The organism is Stenotrophomonas sp. STEN225, assembly GCF_056756445.1.
Genome location: NZ_JBRRBV010000007.1, coordinates 118,459 through 138,150, shown reverse-complemented (window position 1 = coordinate 138,150; position 19,692 = coordinate 118,459). Strand labels below are relative to the sequence as shown.

The following is a 19,692-nucleotide window of genomic DNA, read 5'->3' as shown; positions in this document are numbered from 1 at the left end:
TCTGCCCGCCGTGGGCTTACAGATTCGCTTCGGTGGTCTGCACCACGAACTTCTTGCGCATCGCGTCGATGTAGGCCTTGGCTGCGGCCATGCCGTCGATCTGGCTCAGCTGTTCCTTCAGCTGCTTCTGCTGCTCGGCGGTCACGTCCTTGATGTCGCCCGGATTGACCTTGTTCACCGCGAACACCAGCGCACGGCCGTTGACGTCGACCTTGCCGTAGGTCGGCTTGCCTGCGGTGGGTACCGGCGCGCTGAAGATCGCGCTGTTGATTTCCGGGGTCGGCACCGGCTGGCCACGCGGCAGGCCCGGCATCGGGCTCAGCTGCAGCTTTTCGCTGGCAGCCAGCGACTGCAGGGTGGCACCGCCCTTCAACTTGGCCAGCAGCGCTTCGGCCGCCTTGTCGCTGGCCTGGCGCTGGCGGTCGGCACGGATCGCGGCGATCACCTGCTCGCGGGCCTTCTCCAGCGGCAGCGCCTGCTCCGGCGTGTGGGCCGCGACGCGGATCACGACGCTGTGGTTGGTGGCGCCTCCCAGGGCGATCGGATCGCTGGCGGTCCCGTCCTGCACCAGCACGTCCGAGAACGCGGCGCGCAGCACGGCCGGGTCGCTGGCGATGCCGCTGGCGGTAGCGCGGGTGATCGGTCCCAGGGTCTGCAGCGGCAGCCCCACTTCCTTGGCTGCGGCAGCCAGGTCGCTCGGGCTCTTGTTGATGGCATCGACCAGACGGCCGGCCAGCTCGTTGAAACCGCGCTCACCGTCGGCCTTGAGCTGTTCGGCGGCCAGCGTATCGCGCACGTCCTCGAACGACTTGCCTTCGCCGCCGCGTACCGCGGCCACCTTGATGATGTGGTATCCGAAGTCGGTCTTGACCGGACCGATCACGTCGCCGGCCTTGGCCGCGAACAGGGCGTCTTCAAACGGCTTGACCATCGCGCCACGCTCCACCCAGCCCAGGTCACCGCCCTGGTCCTTGGAGCCCGGATCCTCGGAGTTGGCCTTGGCCAGGGCTGCGAAGTCGGCACCGGCCGCCTTTGCCTCGGCCGCCAGCTTGTTCGCCTTGGCCTCAGCACCGTCGCCGGTAATCAGGATGTGGGCGGCCTGGCGCTGCTCCGGAGAGGTGAACTTGGCCTTTTCTTCCTCGTAGCGCTTGCGCAGGGTGGCTTCGTCGGCCGGCGTCGGCGCCGGCAGGTTGGCACCGTTGACCTCGACATACTCCAGCGAAACGGTTTCGGCCTGGCGGAAATCCTTGCCATGGCTGTCGTACCACTGCTTGATCTGCGCATCGGTCACCGGGGCCGTGTCAGCCGGCACCGGCGGCAGCGCAGCCAGCTCGACATCACGGGTTTCGCCCAGCAGCTTCAACAGGCGTTCGGTCTCGGCCTGGGTGACAAAACCGGAGTTCTGCAGTCCGGCCGGAATCACCGACTGCTGCAGGCTCTCGCGCACCAGTTCCTGGAACTGGGTCGGGGTACGCGGAGGATTGCCGCCGGCCAGCGCCAGGCGGTAGCTGTTTTCGTTGAACTTGCCATCCGGCCCCTGGAACGCCGGCATGGACGTGATGTACTCGCGCACGGCGCCATCGCCAATCACCACACCCGCCTGCTCGCCGACCAGGCGCACGACCTGCTCGTCGATCAGCTGATCCAGGACCGCCAGCTTGTTCTCGGTGCTTTCGAACGCGCGCGGGTCGAAGTTCTCGCCCTGCTGCTGGCGCTCACGCATGCGCTCCTGCTCGAAACGGGTGCGGAAATCCTGCGCGCTGATCTCATGGTGCTGCCACAGCATGCGTACCGGCCACCACGACGGCGCGGAACGCCACCAGGTCGGCGGTGCGGAAACCTTGGCCACGTTCTGTGCGCCAACGCCACCCAGGTAGCTGTTGTCGATCACGAACAGGAACGGAATCATCAGCAGCCCCAGGATCACGGTGACGATCCAGCCTGAGGTCTTGTCGCGGAGTTTCTGCAGCATGGTGAGGAATCACAAGGCCTGATTGGCGAGCCCGGCAGTGTAACCCGCTTCGTCGCAGGGACCAAAAACGCCAAGGGCGACATGCGCGCAAAGAAAAAGCCCCCGGCATTCGCCGAGGGCTTTTGAAAGTTGGCGGAGCGGACGGGACTCGAACCCGCGACCTCCGGCGTGACAGGCCAGCATTCTAACCAGCTGAACTACCGCTCCGCGCTTGAAACTTTGCAGGCGCCCAGTATATCCGAAGACACCCTGGAAACCCAGCCCGATGAACACTTTTTTCAAAGTTTTTTCACAGGGACTTAAGAACTGCGCAATGGCGGAGCGGACGGGACTCGAACCCGCGACCTCCGGCGTGACAGGCCAGCATTCTAACCAGCTGAACTACCGCTCCGTGTTTGCGACAACCCTTCTGCCTTCGTCCCGGACAGGCCGGGGAGAAGACAAGGCCCCCAGCTTTGGGCCGGGGGCCTCGATGTAATGGCGGAGCGGACGGGACTCGAACCCGCGACCTCCGGCGTGACAGGCCAGCATTCTAACCAGCTGAACTACCGCTCCGCGTTGTACTGCTTGTGTTCTCTTCCCGATCAGGATCAGGGAGAAAACAAAGCCTCCAGCTTTTGGCCGGAGGCCTCGTTGAAGTGGCGGAGCGGACGGGACTCGAACCCGCGACCTCCGGCGTGACAGGCCAGCATTCTAACCAGCTGAACTACCGCTCCACACTCAAACTTTTACCGCGGTGCTGTGGTGGGTGCTGAGGGTTTCGAACCCCCGACCCTCTCCGTGTAAAGGAGACGCTCTACCGCTGAGCTAAGCACCCCAGCGAGCCGCTTAGTTTACAGCATCCTTAAGGGCCTTGCCAGCCTTGAAGGACGGATTCTTCGAAGCAGCGATCTTGATGGTGTCGCCGGTCTTCGGGTTGCGGCCGGTGCGGGCTGCACGGTCGCGGACCTGGAAGGTACCGAAGCCGACCAGGGTGACCGCATCGCCGTCCTTCAGCGCCTTGGTGATGGCAGCAACGACGGCATCGACAGCGCGGCTGGACTCGGCCTTGGTCAGGTCGGCAGCTTCAGCAACGGCGTCGATCAATTCGGTCTTGTTCATTCTCTACAACTCCTTTGGCGGTGGGTTCCGCGGATTCGACAGGGAAGCAACCGCACGCCATCTGCGCGCGATCGCCATGTGGAAACGGTTCGCCGATTCAGAGATCGCCAACAGCGATCACTCATTTGCGAGTGCTGCTTTTATACCAGTGGCCCTACCCCCACGCAAGCTGGAAAGCCAGCAACGACGCGGGTTTCGGGCCATTCGGCAACGCGCGTCAGTGCTTGACGCGCGCGTTTCCACTCGGTTTCGCCTTGCTACGTACCGTGACGCGCTGCGCACTCTTGCGCGCCTTCTTCGGTGCCAGCGGACGCTCCAATGCCAGATCAAGCACTTCTTCGATGTACTTCACCGGCACGATCTTCAGATCACGGGTGACGTTGGCCGGGATGTCGGCCAGATCCTTGCGGTTCTCTTCGGGAATGATGACCGTGCGGATACCGCCACGCAGGGCAGCCAGCAGCTTCTCCTTCAGTCCACCGATGGCGGTGACCCGCCCACGCAGCGTGATTTCGCCGGTCATCGCCACATCGGCACGCACCGGCACCCTGGTCAGCATCGAGACCAGGGAGGTCACCATCGCCGCGCCGGCGCTCGGGCCGTCCTTCGGCGTGGCACCGTCGGGAACGTGCAGGTGCACGTCGTGCTTCTGCAGGAAGTCGCTGTCGATGCCGAAACGATCGGCGCGCGAACGCACGACCGACAGCGCCGCCGAAGCCGATTCCTTCATCACGTTGCCGAGCTGGCCGGTCAGGATCAACTGGCCCTTGCCCGGCACCAGCGTCGATTCGATCTGCAGCAGGTCGCCACCGACTTCGGTCCAGGCCAGGCCGGTGACCAGGCCGATCTCGTTTTCTTCCTCGGCGCGACCAAAATCGAAGCGGCGCACGCCCAGGTACTTGTCCAGGTTCTTGCCGGTCACCGTGACCAGCGCCTTGGCCTTCTTCGCGCCCTTCCTGGCCTTCACCGGCTGCGGGCCTGCCAGCGCGATCTCCTTCACCACCTTGCGGCAGATCTTGGCGATCTCGCGCTCCAGATTGCGCACGCCCGACTCGCGGGTGTAGTAGCGCACGATGTCCTGGATCGCATCGCTGCCGATTTCCAGTTCCTCCGGCTTCAGGCCATTGGCCTTGATCTGCTTGGGCACCAGGTAGCGGGTCGCGATGTTGAGCTTCTCATCCTCGGTGTAACCGGGGATGCGGATCACTTCCATGCGGTCCAGCAGCGGGCCCGGAATGTTGAGCGAGTTCGAGGTGGCCACGAACATCACTTCCGACAGATCCAGGTCCACTTCCAGGTAGTGATCGTTGAATGCGTTGTTCTGCTCCGGATCGAGCACTTCCAGCAGCGCCGAGGAGGGATCACCACGGAAGTCCATCGACATCTTGTCGATCTCGTCGAGCACGAACAGCGGATTCTTGCTGCCGACCTTGTTGAGGTTCTGCACGATGCGGCCCGGCATGGAGCCGACGTAGGTGCGACGGTGGCCACGGATCTCGGCCTCATCACGCACGCCGCCCAGCGACATGCGCACGAACTTGCGGTTGGTGGCCTTGGCGATGGACTGGCCGAGCGAGGTCTTGCCCACGCCCGGGGGCCCGACCAGGCACAGGATCGGGCCCTTCATCTGCTTCACCCGCGACTGCACCGCCAGGTATTCAAGGATGCGCTCCTTGACCTTCTCCAGGCCGTAATGGTCGGCATCGAGCGTGTCCTGCGCAGCCTTCAGGTCCTTGCGCACCTTCGTGCGCTTCTTCCACGGCACGCCCAGCAGCCACTCCAGGTAATTGCGCACGACCGCCGCCTCAGCGGACATCGGCGACATCTGCTTGAGCTTGTTCAGTTCGTTGCGCGCCTTGGCTTCCACGGCCTTCGGCATGCCCGCTTCGGCGATCTTGCGGGCCAGCTCTTCCAGCTCGCCCGGCGCGTCGTCGAGGTCACCCAGTTCCTTCTGGATGGCCTTCATCTGTTCGTTGAGGTAGTACTCGCGCTGGCTCTTCTCCATCTGCGACTTCACGCGGCCGCGGATGCGCTTTTCCATCTGCTGCACGTCGATCTCGCCGTCGACCAGGCCGACCAGCATCTCCAGGCGCTCGCCGACGGCCAGCGTTTCCAGCAGGCGCTGCTTGTCGGCCAGGCGCACGCTGATGTGGGCGGCGATGGTGTCAGCCAGGCGCGCAGGCTCGTCGATCCCGGCCAGGGTCTGCAGCAGCTCCGGCGGAAGCTTGCGGTTGGTTTTCACGTACTGCTCGAACAGCGACATCAGCGAGCGGGCGATCGCCTCGATCTCGCGCGGCTCGCGCTCGTCCGCAGCGTCGATCTCCACGGCCTGGCCGTGCAGCGAACCGTTGCGTTCGTCGACATGGGTCACCTGCACGCGCGAGAGGCCTTCGACCAGCACCTTGATCGTGCCATCGGGCAGCTTCAGCAGCTGCAGCACCTGCGCCAGCGTACCGACCTGGTAGAGATCGGCCGCATGCGGGTCGTCGGTCTCGGCGGACTTCTGCGCGAGCAGCAGGATGCGCTTGTCTGCCTCCATTGCCTGTTCGAGCGCGTGCATGGACTTGTCACGGCCGACGAACAGCGGGATGACCATGTGCGGGAACACCACTACGTCGCGCAGCGGCAGGACCGGCAGGTCGAGGGTTTCACTTGGGGAACGGGCCATGGGGGCTCCAGGGAAGGGGAAAACCGCCTCCGGGAGGACATCTTCCGGAGACAAAAAAAGCCGATGGCCCCGTTATGGGGCCATCGGCTTTCAGATGCAAGGCATTCCTTTAAAATTCTTTCCAATCAACAACTTGGAAGAATCACTCGGCGCCTGCGGCCTTCTGTTCAGGGGCCGCCGGGGTCTGGTAGATCAGGTACGGCTCGGACTTGTGCTCGATCACCGATTCGTCCACCACCACCTTGCTGACGTTTTCCTGCGAAGGCAGGTCGTACATGGTGTCCAGCAGCACCGATTCGACGATGGTGCGCAGGCCACGGGCGCCGGTCTTGCGCTTGAGCGCCTTGCGGGCGATGGCCGACAGGGCGTCCGGACGGAACTCCAGTTCGACGTTCTCCATCTCGAACAGCTTCTTGAACTGCTTGGTGATGGCGTTCTTCGGTTCGGTCAGGATCTTGATCAGGGCCGGCTCGTCCAGCTCCTCCAGGGTCGCCACCACCGGCAGGCGGCCGACGAACTCGGGAATCAGGCCGAACTTGATCAGATCTTCCGGCTCGACTTCCGCCAGCAGCTTGCCCACTTCCTGCTTGCGCTCGGCGCTCTTCACCTTGGCGCCGAAGCCGATGCTGCCCACGTCGGTGGAACGGGCCTGGATCACCTTGTCCAGGCCGGCGAACGCGCCGCCGCAGATGAACAGGATGTTCTTGGTGTCCACCTGCAGGAACTCCTGCTGCGGATGCTTGCGACCGCCCTGCGGCGGCACGCTGGCCACGGTACCTTCGATCAGCTTCAGCAGGGCCTGCTGTACGCCTTCGCCGGACACGTCGCGGGTGATCGACGGGTTCTCGCTCTTGCGCGAGATCTTGTCGATCTCATCGATGTAGACGATGCCCTGCTGCGCCTTCTCGACGTCGTAGTCGCACTTCTGCAGCAGCTTCTGGATGATGTTCTCCACGTCCTCGCCCACGTAACCGGCTTCGGTCAGCGTGGTGGCGTCGGCCATGGTGAACGGCACGTTGAGCAGGCGGGCCAGGGTTTCGGCCAGCAGGGTCTTGCCCGAACCGGTCGGACCGACCAGCAGGATGTTCGACTTCGCCAGCTCGACGTCGTCGTTCTTCTGCCGGCTCTCGATGCGCTTGTAATGGTTGTATACGGCCACGGCCAAGGTGCGCTTGGCACGGTTCTGGCCGATCACGTACTGGTCGAGGACCTCGAGGATCTCGCGCGGCTTCGGCAGCGAGCTGCGCGCCGACTGCGCCTTTTCCTCAAGTTCTTCGCGGATGATGTCGTTGCACAGCTCCACGCATTCATCGCAGATGAACACGCTCGGACCCGCAATCAGCTTGCGCACTTCATGCTGGCTCTTGCCGCAGAAAGAGCAGTAGAGGATCTTGCCGGTGTCCGTGGAACGACCTTGGCGGTCTTCGCTCATGCTTCGCTTACCCAGTTACCCCACCCGCTGAACGGGGGTTCGATTCGAGAATAGCACAGGGCCGGAGGGACACCAGTCCCGCCCGACCCTGCAGGAACGAGGCCTGCCTGGCCCCGTGAAGGCGGCTCAACCCGCCTGGACCGACTCATCCGGGCGACGCTCCAGGACCTGGTCGACCAGGCCGTAGGCCTGCGCTTCGACCGCACTCTTGAAGTTGTCGCGCTCGGTATCGCGAGCGATCGTTTCCAGCGACTGGCCGGTGTGGCGGGCCAGGATCTCATTCAGGCGCGAACGCAGCGTCAGGATCTCGCGCGCGTGGATGTCGATGTCCGTCGCCTGGCCCTGGTAACCCCCCAGCGGCTGGTGGATCATCACGCGCGAATTGGGCAGCGCATAGCGCTTGCCGGCTTCACCTGCAGCCAGCAGGAGGGCACCCATCGAGGCCGCCTGGCCGATGCAGGTGGTGCTCACATTCGGCTTGATGTACTGCATGGTGTCGTAGATCGCCATACCGGCGGTGACCACGCCACCCGGCGAGTTGATGTAGATGTTGATGTCCTTTTCCGGGTTCTCCGATTCCAGGAACAGCAACTGCGCCACCACCACGTTGGCCATGTGATCGTCGATCGGGCCCACGAGGAAGATCAGGCGCTCCTTCAACAGGCGCGAATAGATGTCGTAGGCACGCTCGCCGCGGCTGGTCTGCTCGACCACCATCGGAACCAGGTTCAGGGCTTTGGTTCGGTTGTCCATTACGTGAGGTACCTATCTTGGGGGGAAACAACCCCGCGCCGGCAGGGGCGCGGGGCATACGGTGATCCGCCCGGACTTACTGGCGGATCGCGTCCTGGAACGACAGCTTCTCTTCGGTGTGCTGGGCGCGCTCGGCGATCCAGTCGATCACCTGCTCTTCCATCACACGGTTCTGCAGACCAGACATCAGCTGGGGGTCGTTGCGGTACATCTCAATGACCTGCTCCGGCTCTTCGTAGGTCGAGGCGATCAGACGCAGCGTTTCGTTCAGGCGCTTGGGCTCCAGGCGCAGATCGTTGGTGCGCGCCACTTCGCCGACCAGCAGGCCGACCAGCACGCGCTTGGCGGCGGCGTCCTTGAAACCTTCGTGGGCATCGGCCGGGATCTCGCCCGGGTTGCGGCCGCTGCGGCGGATCTGCTCGACCTGCTGGGCCAGCATCGCGCGGGCTTCGTTCTCGACCAGGCGCGGCGGCATTTCCACCGAGGAATAGGCGGCGATCAGCTGCTCGCCCACTTCACGGCGCAGGCGGTTCATCAGCGCGCCCTTGAGCTCGCGCTCCAGGTTGGCGCGGATGTCGCTGCGGAACTGCTCGACATCACCGCCCTTCACGCCGAAGCTCTTGATGAAGGCCTCATCGACCGCCGGCACCACCGGCTCGGACACTTCGGCAACCTTGACGGTGACCTGCACGGTCTTGCCGGCCAGCACCGGCACGCGCCAGTCGGCCGGGAAATCGACGTCCAGCGTCTTTTCCTCGCCCTTGGCCAGGCCGACCAGGCCCTTTTCGATGGTCTCGAACATCATGCCCTGGCCGAGCACGATCGAACCCTTCTCGGTGCCTTCGGCCGGCAGGCGCTCTTCGCCGGCCTGCGACCAAGTTTCGACCGCGACCAGGTCGCCATCCTGCGCGCCACGCGCAACCGGTGCCCAGGTGCGGCGCTGGTTCTGCAGGTTCTCGATCATCTGGTCGATGTCGGCGTCGGTGATCTCGGCGGTGTGGCGCACCACGGTCAGCTTGCTGACGTCGATGTCACCGAAGTCCGGCACCACTTCCACGGTGGCCACGAAGGAGAACTCACCCTCGTCGCCCTTGTCGATGCGCGGGCTGCCGACGATGCGCAGATCGTGCTCACGCACGGCCGCGTCGAAGGTTTCGCGCAGCAGGCCGTCCAGCGCCTCGCCACGGACCTGCGCGCCGAAGCGCTGCTCGATCACCTTGGCCGGCACCTTGCCCGGGCGGAAACCCTTGATGCGGGTGGTACGGGCGATTTCGCCCAGGCGGCCGTTGATGTGGCTCTGCAGACGGTCTTCCGGCAGCGAGAAGCTCAGGCGGCGTTCCAGGTTGCCGATGGATTCGATCGAAGCTTGCATGTTGACTCCTGCCACCGGTGGCGCTCTGGCCTCCGGCTCGATGATGGATGAAACGGTTGTAAGGTGACGGCGTCCGGGACGCGCCTGCTTGCCGCAGCCCTTTAGTTTCGCCCAATTCGGCGTGCACTGCCAGCGCAGGCCGGGCAAGCGCCTCGGGAACGCCCGGCGGGGGCGGAGGCAGGCCGGCACTGGTGCGAAAGGGGGGACTCGAACCCCCACGCCTTGCGGCACTGGAACCTAAATCCAGGGCGTCTACCAATTCCGCCACTTTCGCGTGGCCGGCACAGGCCGTCATTGTCGCAGGCGGGTGCACAAAGCGGAAGGCGTGACAAACCTGAATACGTAGTCCAGGCGCCCACGCGCAGCCGCCGGCACGTGCGCGTAGACTCGTGCCGTTGCCGCCACCCGGTCTGCCCCGATGGAACGCACCCCACTCCGCACGCCCCTGCAGGCCCGGATGCCCGGCTGGTCCACACTCGTCTGGCTGCTCGGTCTTGCAGTAGCGCTGCACTTCCTGTGGGTCACCGCACAGCGCTACGGGCAGGTCAGCGCCGAGGCCTATGGCATGTTCTGGGAGCGTCGCAACTGGCTGTGGCTGCATGTCGCCGGCGGCAGCCTGGCCATGCTGGCTGGCGCCACGCAGTTCATCGGTCCCCTGCGGCGACACCGTCCCCGGCTGCATCGCTGGCTGGGACGGATCTACCTGGCCGGCATCCTGCTGGGGAGCGCCGCTGTCGCCGGCCTGATCGCCACCACCCAGGGCTGGCTGGCACTGAAAATGGCGTTCGCTGCGACCGGCCTGGCGTGGTTGGTCACATCATTCTGCGGCTATCGCAGCATCCGGCGTGGCGACGTCGAGCAGCACCGGCGATGGATGCTGCGCAGCTACCTGGTGACGCTGTCACCCGCGGTGTTCCGCCTGGCGCTGCTGGTGCCTGCGCTCATGCAGCTGGCATCGCCTCTGGTGATGGTGCCGAGCCTGCTGGTGCTGAGCTGGGCCCTGCCGTTGCTGGTGCATGAAGCAGGAAGGCGCGTGGTGTCCATCGGCACACTCGCAGAGCCGTCCGGCAGCCGCTGAACGCCCAAGAAAAAAGCCACCTGGAGGACCAAGTGGCTTTCGTCTGGTGGGCTGTCAAGGATTCGAACCTTGGACCTATTGATTAAGAGTCAACTGCTCTACCAACTGAGCTAACAGCCCGAAATCGGGGCGCGAATTATGACCTGATGCGCACACGGGGCGCAAGCTTTTTTTCAACATCGTTGATCGACGCATGCGTGCCACGACCCAAGGTGCTTCGCATGCCCTTTGCGCGGCCTGCAGGCAAGAAAAAAGCCACCTGGCGTACCAGGTGGCTTCTGTCTTGGTGGGCCGTCAAGGATTCGAACCTTGGACCTATTGATTAAGAGTCAACTGCTCTACCAACTGAGCTAACGGCCCGTGAAACTCAGACGCACATTATAGCGTGCATTCTGTTTATTGCAACACCGTGTCGGCTGTGCCGATGCGGTTGAATCAGTGGGGTGGCTGAGGGGATTCGAACCCCCGACCACCGGAATCACAATCCGGTACTCTAACCAACTGAGCTACAGCCACCACTGAAACATTCGCTTCATCGCCAATGCTGCTGGCGCTGGAGCTTTGAAGCCTTGCCTGGAGACCGTCACCGAAGTTCGGGCCGCCGAAGCGAGTCCGATATTCTGGTGGAGTCCTCACGCTTTTGCAAGCCTTTCTTCACATCCGCCGACGCGGTCCCGGTGCCTCGCCAATGGCGCGCCCGACAGGAATCGAACCTGTAACCGCCGGCTTAGAAGGCCGGTGCTCTATCCAGTTGAGCTACGGGCGCCCGAACCGGAACGGCGTCCAATCCGACGTGGCGTGGGATTGGTCGGGGTAGAGGGATTCGAACCCCCGACATCCTGCTCCCAAAGCAGGCGCGCTACCAGACTGCGCTATACCCCGGTCTTGCAATCCCCTCGAGCCAGGCCCGGGGAGTTGGTCATTGTCGCCAAGCACGCGGCGAACTGTCAACGCAGCGATCTGTCCCGGGCGCGCGGTCACGGCAGTGGCAGTGGCCATCGGCTATGCTCGACATCGTCGGCCGGATGGCCTTCCTGATCCCTCATTCGCACGGAGAACGCGCATGCGCAGCGGCAACCCGGCTCTTTCCGAGTCGACTTTCCTCGACCTCGCCAACGGCTCGGTGGTGACCCGCCCCGACCAGGCGATGACCCTCAACGGCACCGTCAACAAGACCGGCATCCTGTTGCTGCTGACCGTGCTGACCGCAGCCTTCGCCTGGAACCAGACCGTGGCCTTCGGCCAGGTGCTGCCGGCCGCCAAACTGTATGCCATGGGCGGCGCGATCGGCGGCCTGGTGCTGGCGCTGGTCACCGTGTTCAAGAAGCAATGGTCGCCGGTCACCGCACCGCTGTACGCGCTGGTGGAAGGCCTGTTCCTCGGCGCCATTTCCGCCGTGTTCGAGCTGCGGTTCCCGGGCATCGTATTCCAGGCCGTGCTGCTGACCTTCGGCACGCTGGCTGCCCTGCTGGTGGCCTACCGCACCGGCGTCATCAAGGCCACCGAGAATTTCAAGCTCGGCGTGGTCGCCGCCACCGGTGGCATCGCCCTGCTCTATCTGGCGTCGTTCGTGCTGTCGTTCTTCAACATCGAAGTCCCGCTGATCCACTCCTCCAGCGGCTGGGGCATCGCCTTCAGCCTGTTCGTGGTCGTGGTCGCCGCGCTGAACCTGGTGCTGGATTTCGATTTCATTGAGAGCGGTGTGGCCCAGCGCGCGCCCAAGTACATGGAGTGGTATGGCGCATTCGGCCTGATGGTGACCCTGGTCTGGCTGTACGTCGAGTTCCTCCGCCTGCTGTCAAAGATCCAGCAGCGCTGATTCCGGTCAGGCTGAAAACGACAAAGGGCGCCTCCGTGGCGCCCTTTCTGTTCCCCTCCCCCTTTCGACCCCGCCATGCCTGCCCTCTTCCACAGCTATCGCCCCGCTGACGGCCATCGCCTGCCGCATGACCCGTTCAACGCCATCATCGGACCCCGCCCGATCGGCTGGATTTCCAGCTGCGCTGCCGACGGCGCGTTGAACCTGGCGCCCTACAGCTTCTTCAACGCCTTCAACTACACGCCGCCGATCATTGGTTTCTCCAGCCAGGGCCGCAAGGACTCGCTGCACAACATCGAAGCGACGGGCGAGTTCGTCTGGAACCTGGCCACTTTCGACCTGGCCGAAGCCATGAACGAGAGCTGCCGGGCGGTCGCGCCGGACGTCGACGAGTTCACGCTGGCCGGCTTGACGCCGTTGGCTTCCGGGCAGGTCGAGCCGCCGCGTGTTGCAGAAAGCCCGGTCAGCATGGAATGCCGCTGCACCCAGATCGTCCGCCTGCGCGATGCCGCCGGACAGGACACCAACGGCTGGCTGGTGCTCGGCGAGGTGGTCGCCGTCCATATCGAGGCACGACTGCTGGTCGATGGCATCTACGACACTGCAGCCGCCGACCCGATCCTGCGCGGCGGTGGACCGGCCGACTATTTCCGCGTCAGTGCCGAGCAGCGTTTCCGCATGTTCCGGCCGGCCTGAATCTCAGCCGGCAACCGGGCGCGCCAACAGGGCCGGCAGCGACGAGGCGAGCAGCGCGATGCCCGACAGCGTCAGCAGGCTCAATACGATCTGGCGGAACCGCGCCTCGCTGATGCCGATGTAGACCCGGGCCCCCAGCAGCGCCGGAACCAGCATGGCCGGGGCGACGACAGCGAAGTACGGCAGCATCTGCCGGGTGACCAGGCCACTGCCGACGTAGGTGGCCATGGTGACCGACAGCATCGCCAGGTTGAAGTTCTGGATGACCGCGCGCTGCTCCTCCTTGCCGAAACCACGCAGCGTGCTCCACAACGTGGGCACGGGACCTGCGAAGCCGCCGATGCCGCTGAGCACGCCACCGGCCATGCCCGCCACGGTGTCGCCGATGCGCCCGCCCGTGGTGATCGGCGGCAGCGAACGGGCCATCAGCATCACCGGGCACCACAGTGCCAGGAAGCCTCCCAGCAGGGCCTTGAACCAGTCCATGTCCAGCTGCGGCAATACCATCACGCCCAGCGGAATGCCCGCCAGGCCGCCGAAGACGAAGGGCAGCAGCAGACGCAGATTGAATCCGCGCCGCACGGTGAACACCGCCACCAGCTGACCCACCAGCGCGCCGAACACCGAAAGCGTAGCCGCCAGGCGTGGCTCCAGCCCCCACGCCCAGAACGACATGGCGACCATTCCGAACGCAAAGCCGGACAGTCCCTGCACGAATCCCGCCACGATCGCTCCAAGTGCGACCAGCAGATACACCGAATCCATCATCACCTCGCTACGACCCCGTGGCTACGCTGCCACGCCGGCCTGGGCAGCGTAGTGCGTGGCAAGGTACCCGACCAGCGCGCGCACTTTCGGTGCCGCCACACCACATGAGCTGCGCAGAGCATGCGCAGGCACCCAAACGCAACGGGGCGCCCGAAGGCGCCCCGCTGGAAATCCAGACAAGGTCCAGCCACCGCTTACAGGCGCGTGGCGATGGCCTTGGCGAAGCTCATGGTGGTGCCGGTGCCGCCCAGGTCGCCGGTCAGCGAGTCCTTGGCTTCCATGGTCGCCACGATGGCCTTGCGCAGGCGCTCGGCATTCTGCGGCTGGCCGATATGATCCAGCATCTGTGCCGCCGCCAGCAGCAGCGCGCAGGGATTGGCCTTGCCCTGGCCCGCGATGTCCGGCGCGGTGCCGTGCACCGCTTCGAAGATCGCCGCGTCCTTGCCGATGTTGGCACCCGGGGCCAGGCCCAGGCCGCCGACCAGGCCGGCGCAGAGATCGGAAATGATGTCGCCGAACAGGTTGGTGGTGACGATCACATCGAACTGTTCCGGGCGCATCACCAGCTGCATGCAGGTGTTGTCGACGATCATTTCCTGGAATTCGATGTCCGGATACTGCGCGGCCACTTCACGGGCAACGTTCAGGAACAGGCCCGAGGTCGACTTGATGATGTTGGCCTTGTGCACTGCCGTGACCTTCTTGCGGCCGACGCTCCGGGCCAGTTCGAAGGCGTAGCGCACGATGCGCTCCGAGCCCTTGCGGGTGATGCGGGTGCCGGAGAAGGCAGTCTCGCCGTCGGCCGACACTTCCTGGCCTTCGGCCAGGTAGGCGCCTTCGGTGTTCTCACGCACGGTGATCAGGTCGACGTTGTCGAAACGCGACTTGGTGTTCGGGAAGGTGTGGGCCGGACGCACGTTGGCGTACAGGTCGAAATGGCGGCGCAGGCTGACATTGATCGAGGTGAAGCCACCGCCGACCGGCGTGGTCAGCGGGCTCTTCAGGGCAACCTTGTTGCGCGCGATCGAGTCCAGGGTGACCGCCGGCATCAGGTCGCCGTGCTTCTCCAGCGCCGCCAGGCCGGCGTCGGCCTCTTCATACTCCAGGCCGGCATTGAGCTGGTCGAGCACGTACAGGGTGGCGTCCATGATCTCCGGGCCGATGCCGTCGCCGCGGATGACCGTAATTTTCTGCGTCATTGATCGATGTTCCGAACAGGGGGAAAAAACGCCGTCCGGACGTGCCCGGAAACGCCGGCGCAAAGGAAGTTTCACCGGCAATTATGCCTGAGCCGGGGCCGAGGTCCCAAATAGACCATGGTCCCAGTCCCCGGCTCAGGCAGAATTGCCCGCGTATTCCGGTAGCGCCGGGCCATGCCCGGCGGGTGGGCGTCCGGTCATTCGCCGGGCATGGCCCGGCGTTACCCTCAGTGCTCGTGGGCTTCCGGGGCGGCGGCACCGCCTTCGAGCTGGTCGAGGAAATCGACCGCGCGGCGCAGGTGCGGGATCACGATCGAGCCGCCGACCACCAGGCCGACCGAGAAGGTCTCGAAGAACTCCTCGCGGGTCACCCCGGCCTCCTTGCACTGGGCCACGTGGTAGCTGATGCAGTCGTCGCAGCGCAGCACCATCGAGGCCACCAGCCCCAGCAGCTCCTTGGTCTTCACATCAAGCGCGCCGGCCTGGTAGGTCTGCGTATCCAGCGCGAAGAACCGGCGCACCACCTGGTTCGGCTCGCCCAGGATGCGCTCGTTCATGCGCTTGCGGAACGCGGTGAACTCGGCGATGCGGTCCTTGCTGCCGTCGTCGGCCGCGCTCATGCCTGACCCTGCCCGGCCAGCAGCGGCTCAAGCTTGCCTTCACGGTGCAGCGCCATCATGTCGTCATAGCCACCGACATGGACGTCGCCGACGAAGATCTGCGGCACGCTGGTGCGGCGGGTCAGCGCCATCATCTTCTCGCGTTCGGCCGGGTCCAGGTCGATGCGGACCTCGGTCCACTGCTGGCCCTTGCTCTTGAGGAAGTTCTTGGCGGCCACGCAGTACGGGCAGACGGCAGTGGAATAGATGGTGATGGCGGGGGCACCGCCGGCGGTCTGGGCTGTCACGGGAAACTCCACGATGGATCGACGGTCTACATATGGTACCGGTGCGCTGGAATTTCCACGCTACCACCGCAACACTGTGGATTAACGAATGGTTGCCCCCTGCCCTGCCACGCTTGGCGCGCCCCGCCCGAGGACCTCCCGCTTGCGAGCCCTGCTGCTTTCGACCGCCGTCACCTTCGCCCTGGCCATGCCGCTGGCCCAGGCCCAGGAAAAGCTGCCCGACATCGGCTCCTCGGCCGGCGAGCTGCTGACCCCGGCCCGCCAGGCCGAGTACGGCGCGATGATGCTGCGCGAGCTGCGCAACTATGGCTACCTGCTGGACGATCCGCTGGTCAATGACTGGCTGCAGACCATGGGCACCCGCCTGGGGTCCAACAGCGACCAGCCGCGCCAGCCCTACACCTTCTTCGTGATGAAGGACCGCCAGATCAACGCCTTCGCGACCCTGGGCGGCTACATCGGGGTCAACGCCGGGCTGGTGCTGACGGCCGAACGCGAAGACGAGGTTGCCGCGGTGCTGTCACACGAAATCGCCCACGTCACCCAGCAGCACGTGCTGCGCGGGGTCGAGCGCGCCCAGCGCGACCAGATCCCGATCCTGTTGGGCATGCTGGCGGCGGTGGTGGCGGCACAGGCCAGCAACAGCACCTCTTCAGGCAATGCGACCATGGCCGCGATCAGCTCGGGCATGGGCCTGATGCAGCAGCGGCAGATCAACTACACCCGCTCCAACGAATCGGAAGCCGATCGGCTGGGCATACGCACCCTGTCACGCAGCGGTTACGACGTGGACGCGATGGCCGGCTTCTTCGAGCGGATGTCGACGGCCATGCGCGGCAACGAGGGCGGCTACAGCGTGCCGGAGTTCCTGCGCACGCACCCGGTCAACGTCACGCGCATCAGCGAAGCGAAGGCCCGCGCCGAGCAGATGAAGAAGGACACGGTGCTGCTGACCACCACCACGCCCAGCGGCGAGCGCAGGGAACGGGTGGACCCTGCCGACCCGACCCTGTCCGAACCGCTGCTGCGCGGCAGCAACCCGCTGCTGCCAAGCAGTGTGCTGCGGGTGCCGGTTGGCCAGCTCAGCCGGGGCCCCAGCGGCGACTTCGACTGGGCACGTGAACGGTTGCGGGTGCTCAGTGCCGACTCCACCGGCGAGGTGGAGCGCGAGTACGCCGACCTGGGCAAACGCCAGAAGAGTGGATTGAACGATGCCCAGCGCTACGGCCAGGCCCTGGCGGTGATGCGGGGGGGACGCAGCGGTGCCGGCGAGGCGCGGCAGACCCTGAACGGCCTGCTGCAGGCCCATCCGGACAGCCTGTGGGTAGCCCTGGCCCTGGCCGAGGCCGAATCGCGCTCGGGCCAGGCCACGCAGGCCAATGCCCGTTTCGAGCAGCTGCTGCGCGAGCATCCCAACAGCCGGCCCGTCGCGCTGACCTACGCCGAGATCCTCAACGAACAGGGCAACCGCGAGGCGGGGCAGCGCGCGCAGGCCATGCTGCGGCCGCTGCTGTCGCAAAGTGGTAACGATCCGGTGTTCCAGCAGCGCTACGCCCGTGCCAGCGAGCTGGCCGGGGACAGCGTCCGTGCCAGCGAGGCCTACGCCGAGGCCGCCTTCCTCAGCGGCCGGCCGGAGCAGGCGCTGATGCAGCTGCAGGCGCTCAAGCGCAATCCCGCACTGGACTACGTGGGACGGGCCCGGGTCGACGCGCGCATCGAATCGATCACCCCGACCGTGCTGGAGCTGCGCCGGCAGGGCGTGCAGGACCCCGATCTGGACCGCCGCTGAGCGCTGCATGACCGGTCCGTGGCAATCGGGAGCGGTTCCGGCCCGATGGTCACAAACATGTCATCAAACCGTAGTCTACTGGCACCCGTCCAGTAACCGAGCCCTACGGTGCCCTCGTGCAGAAACGTATCCTGATCGTCGATGACGAGCCCGCGATCCGCGAAATGGTCGCCTTCGCCCTGCGCAAGGGTGACTACGAGCCGGTCCACGCCGGTGATGCCCGCGAAGCCCAGACCGCGATCGCCGACCGTGTTCCCGACCTGATCCTGCTGGACTGGATGCTGCCCGGCACCAGCGGCCTGGACCTGGCGCGCCGCTGGCGCAAGGAGACGCTGACCCGCGAGGTGCCCATCATCATGCTGACCGCGCGTGGCGAGGAGAACGACCGTGTCGGCGGCCTGGAAGCCGGCGTCGACGATTACGTGGTCAAGCCGTTCTCGGCCCGGGAGCTGCTGGCCCGCATCCGTGCGGTCATGCGCCGCGCCCGCGAAGACGACGAGGACGGCAGCGTGGCGGTCGGTCCGATCCGCATCGACGGTGCCGCGCATCGCGTGTTCGCCAACGAACAGCCGGTGCCGATCGGCCCGACCGAATACCGCCTGCTGCACTTCTTCATGACCCACCCCGAGCGCGTGTACACCCGCGCCCAGCTGCTCGACCACGTGTGGGGCGGCAGCGTGTACGTGGAGGAGCGCACCATCGACGTGCACATCCGCCGCCTGCGCAAGACGCTGGAACCGTTCAATGCCGAGAACATGGTGCAGACCGTGCGCGGCGCGGGTTACCGCTTCTCCACCGCCACCTGAGTCCCGTCGTGCCGGCATCGCGCACCCACGGGTGCCGATGCCTACCGTCGCCGCGGTACTGCTGTTCGCCGGACTGGTGGGATGGTTCACGGGCCATCTGTGGTTGTGCGTCGCACTGGGCGCGCTGGCGACGCTGGCCTGGCATTACTGGCGCTTGCGCAGCGTGCTGCGCCGGCTGACCGCGCGCCAGCGCTGGGATACCGCCGAAGGCACGGGCGTGTGGAATGAACTGGATCGCCTGCTGTACCGCAACCAGGTCGAAATGCGCGTGCGCAAGCGGCGCCTGCTGGACATGCTGCGCAGCTACCGCGCCGCGGCCGCCGCGCTGCCCGACGCAGTGGTGGTGCTCGACCGCAACAGCCAGCGCGTGCAGTGGTTCAACGAAGCGGCCACCGCCCTGCTTGGCCTGCACCACCCGGGCGACCTGGGCGAGGCCCTTGTCGAGCGGTTGCAGCCGATGCCGCTGGCCCACTGGCTGGCCGGTGGTCGCAACGCCGAGCCGATCCTGGACGTGCCCTCGCCGGTCGATCCAGCGATCCGCCTGAACCTCCGCCTGATTCCGTATTCGTCGGACTACTGGCTGCTGATCGCCCGTGATGTCAGCAAGCTGCTGCGCCTGGAGCAGGTCCGCCGCGATTTCGTCGCCAATGTTTCACATGAGCTGCGCACCCCTCTCACCGTGGTGCACGGCTACCTGGACATGATGGATCCGGAGGATTTCCCCGGCACCGGCCCGATGCTTGAAGAGATGCGCAAGCAGAGCCAGCGCATGGCCCAGTTGGTGGAAGACCTGCTGACCCTGTCGCGGCTGGAGTCGCAGGAGCACACCGAAGAGGAAGTCGTGGCCATGCAGCCGATGCTGGCCACGCTGCGTCGCGAAGCCGAGGCCCACAGCCAGGGTCGCCACCAGATCAGCATCGAGGACCTTGCCGGCGTCGACCTGCAGGGCTCGACCAAGGAGCTGCACAGCGCCTTCTCCAATCTGGTCACCAATGCAGTGCGCTACACGCCGGCCGACGGCCGCATCACCGTCGAGTTCCGTCGCGAAGGCGACGGCGCGGTGCTGGCCGTGCGCGATACCGGCTATGGCATCCCGGCAACCCACCTGCCGCGGCTGACCGAGCGCTTCTACCGCGTTTCCAGCAGCCGCTCGCGCGAGAGCGGCGGCACCGGCCTCGGCCTTTCCATCGTCAAGCACATCCTCGGCCTGCACCATGCGCGGCTGGAGATCGAAAGCGAGGTCGGCAAAGGATCGGTGTTCTCCTGTCATTTCGATGCCGACCACGTGCGCCCGCGCGAGTCCGCCCCCCTGACCTCCGTCGAAGAATGAAG

The 19,692-nt window shown here is 65.4% G+C and carries 16 protein-coding genes and 11 tRNA genes; 6 read left to right on the top strand and 21 right to left on the bottom strand.

Annotation, left to right across the window (positions count from 1 at the left end; all coding sequences use genetic code 11):
• Positions 1 to 16 precede the first annotated feature (16 nt).
• The 12 genes from ACVOJ1_RS09355 to ACVOJ1_RS09300 all read right to left on the bottom strand — a co-directional run bounded on the left by ACVOJ1_RS09355 (position 17) and on the right by ACVOJ1_RS09300 (position 9,572).
• Positions 17 to 1,972 (bottom strand): peptidyl-prolyl cis-trans isomerase, encoded by a 1,956-nt coding sequence (locus tag ACVOJ1_RS09355; protein ID WP_053519048.1) that lies wholly within the window; start codon positions 1,970 to 1,972, stop codon positions 17 to 19.
• 130 nt (positions 1,973 to 2,102) lie between these two features.
• A tRNA-Asp gene (locus tag ACVOJ1_RS09350) sits at positions 2,103 to 2,179 on the bottom strand.
• Positions 2,180 to 2,286: 107 nt separating this feature from the next.
• Positions 2,287 to 2,363, bottom strand: a tRNA-Asp gene (locus tag ACVOJ1_RS09345).
• 87 nt (positions 2,364 to 2,450) lie between these two features.
• Positions 2,451 to 2,527: transfer RNA gene (locus ACVOJ1_RS09340), tRNA-Asp, on the bottom strand.
• Between the two features lie 84 nt (positions 2,528 to 2,611).
• Positions 2,612 to 2,688 (bottom strand) — tRNA-Asp (locus tag ACVOJ1_RS09335).
• 26 nt (positions 2,689 to 2,714) lie between these two features.
• Positions 2,715 to 2,789: transfer RNA gene (locus ACVOJ1_RS09330), tRNA-Val, on the bottom strand.
• Between the two features lie 11 nt (positions 2,790 to 2,800).
• Positions 2,801 to 3,073 carry an HU family DNA-binding protein gene (locus ACVOJ1_RS09325; protein WP_005408270.1) on the bottom strand — a complete coding sequence of 91 codons (273 nt, stop codon included), beginning with the start codon at positions 3,071 to 3,073 and terminating at the stop codon, positions 2,801 to 2,803.
• 217 nt (positions 3,074 to 3,290) lie between these two features.
• Positions 3,291 to 5,741, bottom strand: a complete 2,451-nt coding sequence (gene lon / locus ACVOJ1_RS09320) for an endopeptidase La (RefSeq protein ID WP_053520353.1) — start codon at positions 5,739 to 5,741, stop codon at positions 3,291 to 3,293.
• A gap of 142 nt (positions 5,742 to 5,883) precedes the next feature.
• Entirely contained in the window at positions 5,884 to 7,173 is a 1,290-nt protein-coding gene (clpX, locus tag ACVOJ1_RS09315; protein WP_053520352.1) for an ATP-dependent Clp protease ATP-binding subunit ClpX, read from the bottom strand.
• A gap of 126 nt (positions 7,174 to 7,299) precedes the next feature.
• Positions 7,300 to 7,926: an ATP-dependent Clp endopeptidase proteolytic subunit ClpP gene (gene clpP / locus ACVOJ1_RS09310; RefSeq protein ID WP_053520351.1), complete on the bottom strand. Its 627-nt coding sequence runs from the start codon at positions 7,924 to 7,926 to the stop codon at positions 7,300 to 7,302.
• Between the two features lie 76 nt (positions 7,927 to 8,002).
• Positions 8,003 to 9,298, bottom strand: coding sequence for a trigger factor (gene tig / locus ACVOJ1_RS09305; protein ID WP_053520350.1), 1,296 nt, complete (start codon positions 9,296 to 9,298; stop codon positions 8,003 to 8,005).
• A gap of 189 nt (positions 9,299 to 9,487) precedes the next feature.
• Positions 9,488 to 9,572 (bottom strand) — tRNA-Leu (locus tag ACVOJ1_RS09300).
• 144 nt (positions 9,573 to 9,716) lie between these two features.
• Between ACVOJ1_RS09300 and ACVOJ1_RS09295 the strand changes: the two genes are divergently transcribed.
• Positions 9,717 to 10,376, top strand: a complete 660-nt coding sequence (locus tag ACVOJ1_RS09295; RefSeq protein WP_080375359.1) for a DUF2306 domain-containing protein — start codon at positions 9,717 to 9,719, stop codon at positions 10,374 to 10,376.
• A gap of 44 nt (positions 10,377 to 10,420) precedes the next feature.
• On the opposite strand, the gene ACVOJ1_RS09290 is transcribed toward ACVOJ1_RS09295, so the two are convergent.
• The 5 genes from ACVOJ1_RS09290 to ACVOJ1_RS09270 all read right to left on the bottom strand — a co-directional run bounded on the left by ACVOJ1_RS09290 (position 10,421) and on the right by ACVOJ1_RS09270 (position 11,258).
• Positions 10,421 to 10,496, bottom strand: a tRNA-Lys gene (locus tag ACVOJ1_RS09290).
• A gap of 164 nt (positions 10,497 to 10,660) precedes the next feature.
• Positions 10,661 to 10,736: transfer RNA gene (locus ACVOJ1_RS09285), tRNA-Lys, on the bottom strand.
• Positions 10,737 to 10,815: 79 nt separating this feature from the next.
• Positions 10,816 to 10,892, bottom strand: a tRNA-His gene (locus ACVOJ1_RS09280).
• Positions 10,893 to 11,065: 173 nt separating this feature from the next.
• Positions 11,066 to 11,142, bottom strand: a tRNA-Arg gene (locus ACVOJ1_RS09275).
• Positions 11,143 to 11,181: 39 nt separating this feature from the next.
• Positions 11,182 to 11,258: transfer RNA gene (locus ACVOJ1_RS09270), tRNA-Pro, on the bottom strand.
• A 181-nt stretch (positions 11,259 to 11,439) separates the two neighbouring features.
• Here ACVOJ1_RS09270 and ACVOJ1_RS09265 point away from each other — a divergent pair.
• Both ACVOJ1_RS09265 and ACVOJ1_RS09260 read left to right on the top strand, forming a co-directional pair.
• Positions 11,440 to 12,195, top strand: a complete 756-nt coding sequence (locus tag ACVOJ1_RS09265) for a Bax inhibitor-1/YccA family protein (protein ID WP_053520416.1) — start codon at positions 11,440 to 11,442, stop codon at positions 12,193 to 12,195.
• 75 nt (positions 12,196 to 12,270) lie between these two features.
• A complete protein-coding gene (locus ACVOJ1_RS09260; RefSeq protein ID WP_346480351.1) occupies positions 12,271 to 12,891 on the top strand; it encodes a flavin reductase family protein in 621 nt (206 codons plus the stop codon).
• A 3-nt stretch (positions 12,892 to 12,894) separates the two neighbouring features.
• Here ACVOJ1_RS09260 and ACVOJ1_RS09255 read toward each other — a convergent pair whose 3' ends face one another.
• The 4 genes from ACVOJ1_RS09255 to grxC all read right to left on the bottom strand — a co-directional run bounded on the left by ACVOJ1_RS09255 (position 12,895) and on the right by grxC (position 15,765).
• Positions 12,895 to 13,656: a sulfite exporter TauE/SafE family protein gene (locus ACVOJ1_RS09255; protein ID WP_053520419.1), complete on the bottom strand. Its 762-nt coding sequence runs from the start codon at positions 13,654 to 13,656 to the stop codon at positions 12,895 to 12,897.
• Positions 13,657 to 13,853: 197 nt separating this feature from the next.
• Positions 13,854 to 14,858 carry an isocitrate dehydrogenase gene (locus ACVOJ1_RS09250; RefSeq protein ID WP_053520418.1) on the bottom strand — a complete coding sequence of 335 codons (1,005 nt, stop codon included), beginning with the start codon at positions 14,856 to 14,858 and terminating at the stop codon, positions 13,854 to 13,856.
• Between the two features lie 227 nt (positions 14,859 to 15,085).
• On the bottom strand, positions 15,086 to 15,478 hold the full coding sequence (locus tag ACVOJ1_RS09245) for a carboxymuconolactone decarboxylase family protein (protein WP_053519434.1): 393 nt from the start codon (positions 15,476 to 15,478) through the stop codon (positions 15,086 to 15,088).
• Complete coding sequence (grxC, locus tag ACVOJ1_RS09240) at positions 15,475 to 15,765, bottom strand: glutaredoxin 3 (RefSeq protein WP_004154541.1); 291 nt, start codon at positions 15,763 to 15,765, stop codon at positions 15,475 to 15,477. Before grxC ends, ACVOJ1_RS09245 begins: the two co-directional genes overlap by 4 nt.
• A 142-nt stretch (positions 15,766 to 15,907) precedes the next feature.
• Here grxC and ACVOJ1_RS09235 point away from each other — a divergent pair, with 142 nt between their 5' ends.
• From ACVOJ1_RS09235 to phoR, 3 genes are all read left to right on the top strand, one after another.
• Positions 15,908 to 17,554 carry a M48 family metalloprotease gene (locus ACVOJ1_RS09235; protein ID WP_481558708.1) on the top strand — a complete coding sequence of 549 codons (1,647 nt, stop codon included), beginning with the start codon at positions 15,908 to 15,910 and terminating at the stop codon, positions 17,552 to 17,554.
• 116 nt (positions 17,555 to 17,670) lie between these two features.
• Complete coding sequence (gene phoB, locus ACVOJ1_RS09230) at positions 17,671 to 18,360, top strand: phosphate regulon transcriptional regulator PhoB (protein ID WP_053519436.1); 690 nt, start codon at positions 17,671 to 17,673, stop codon at positions 18,358 to 18,360.
• A 37-nt stretch (positions 18,361 to 18,397) separates the two neighbouring features.
• Positions 18,398 to 19,690 (top strand): phosphate regulon sensor histidine kinase PhoR, encoded by a 1,293-nt coding sequence (gene phoR / locus ACVOJ1_RS09225; RefSeq protein WP_346480349.1) that lies wholly within the window; start codon positions 18,398 to 18,400, stop codon positions 19,688 to 19,690.
• The last annotated feature ends 2 nt before the right edge of the window (positions 19,691 to 19,692 follow it).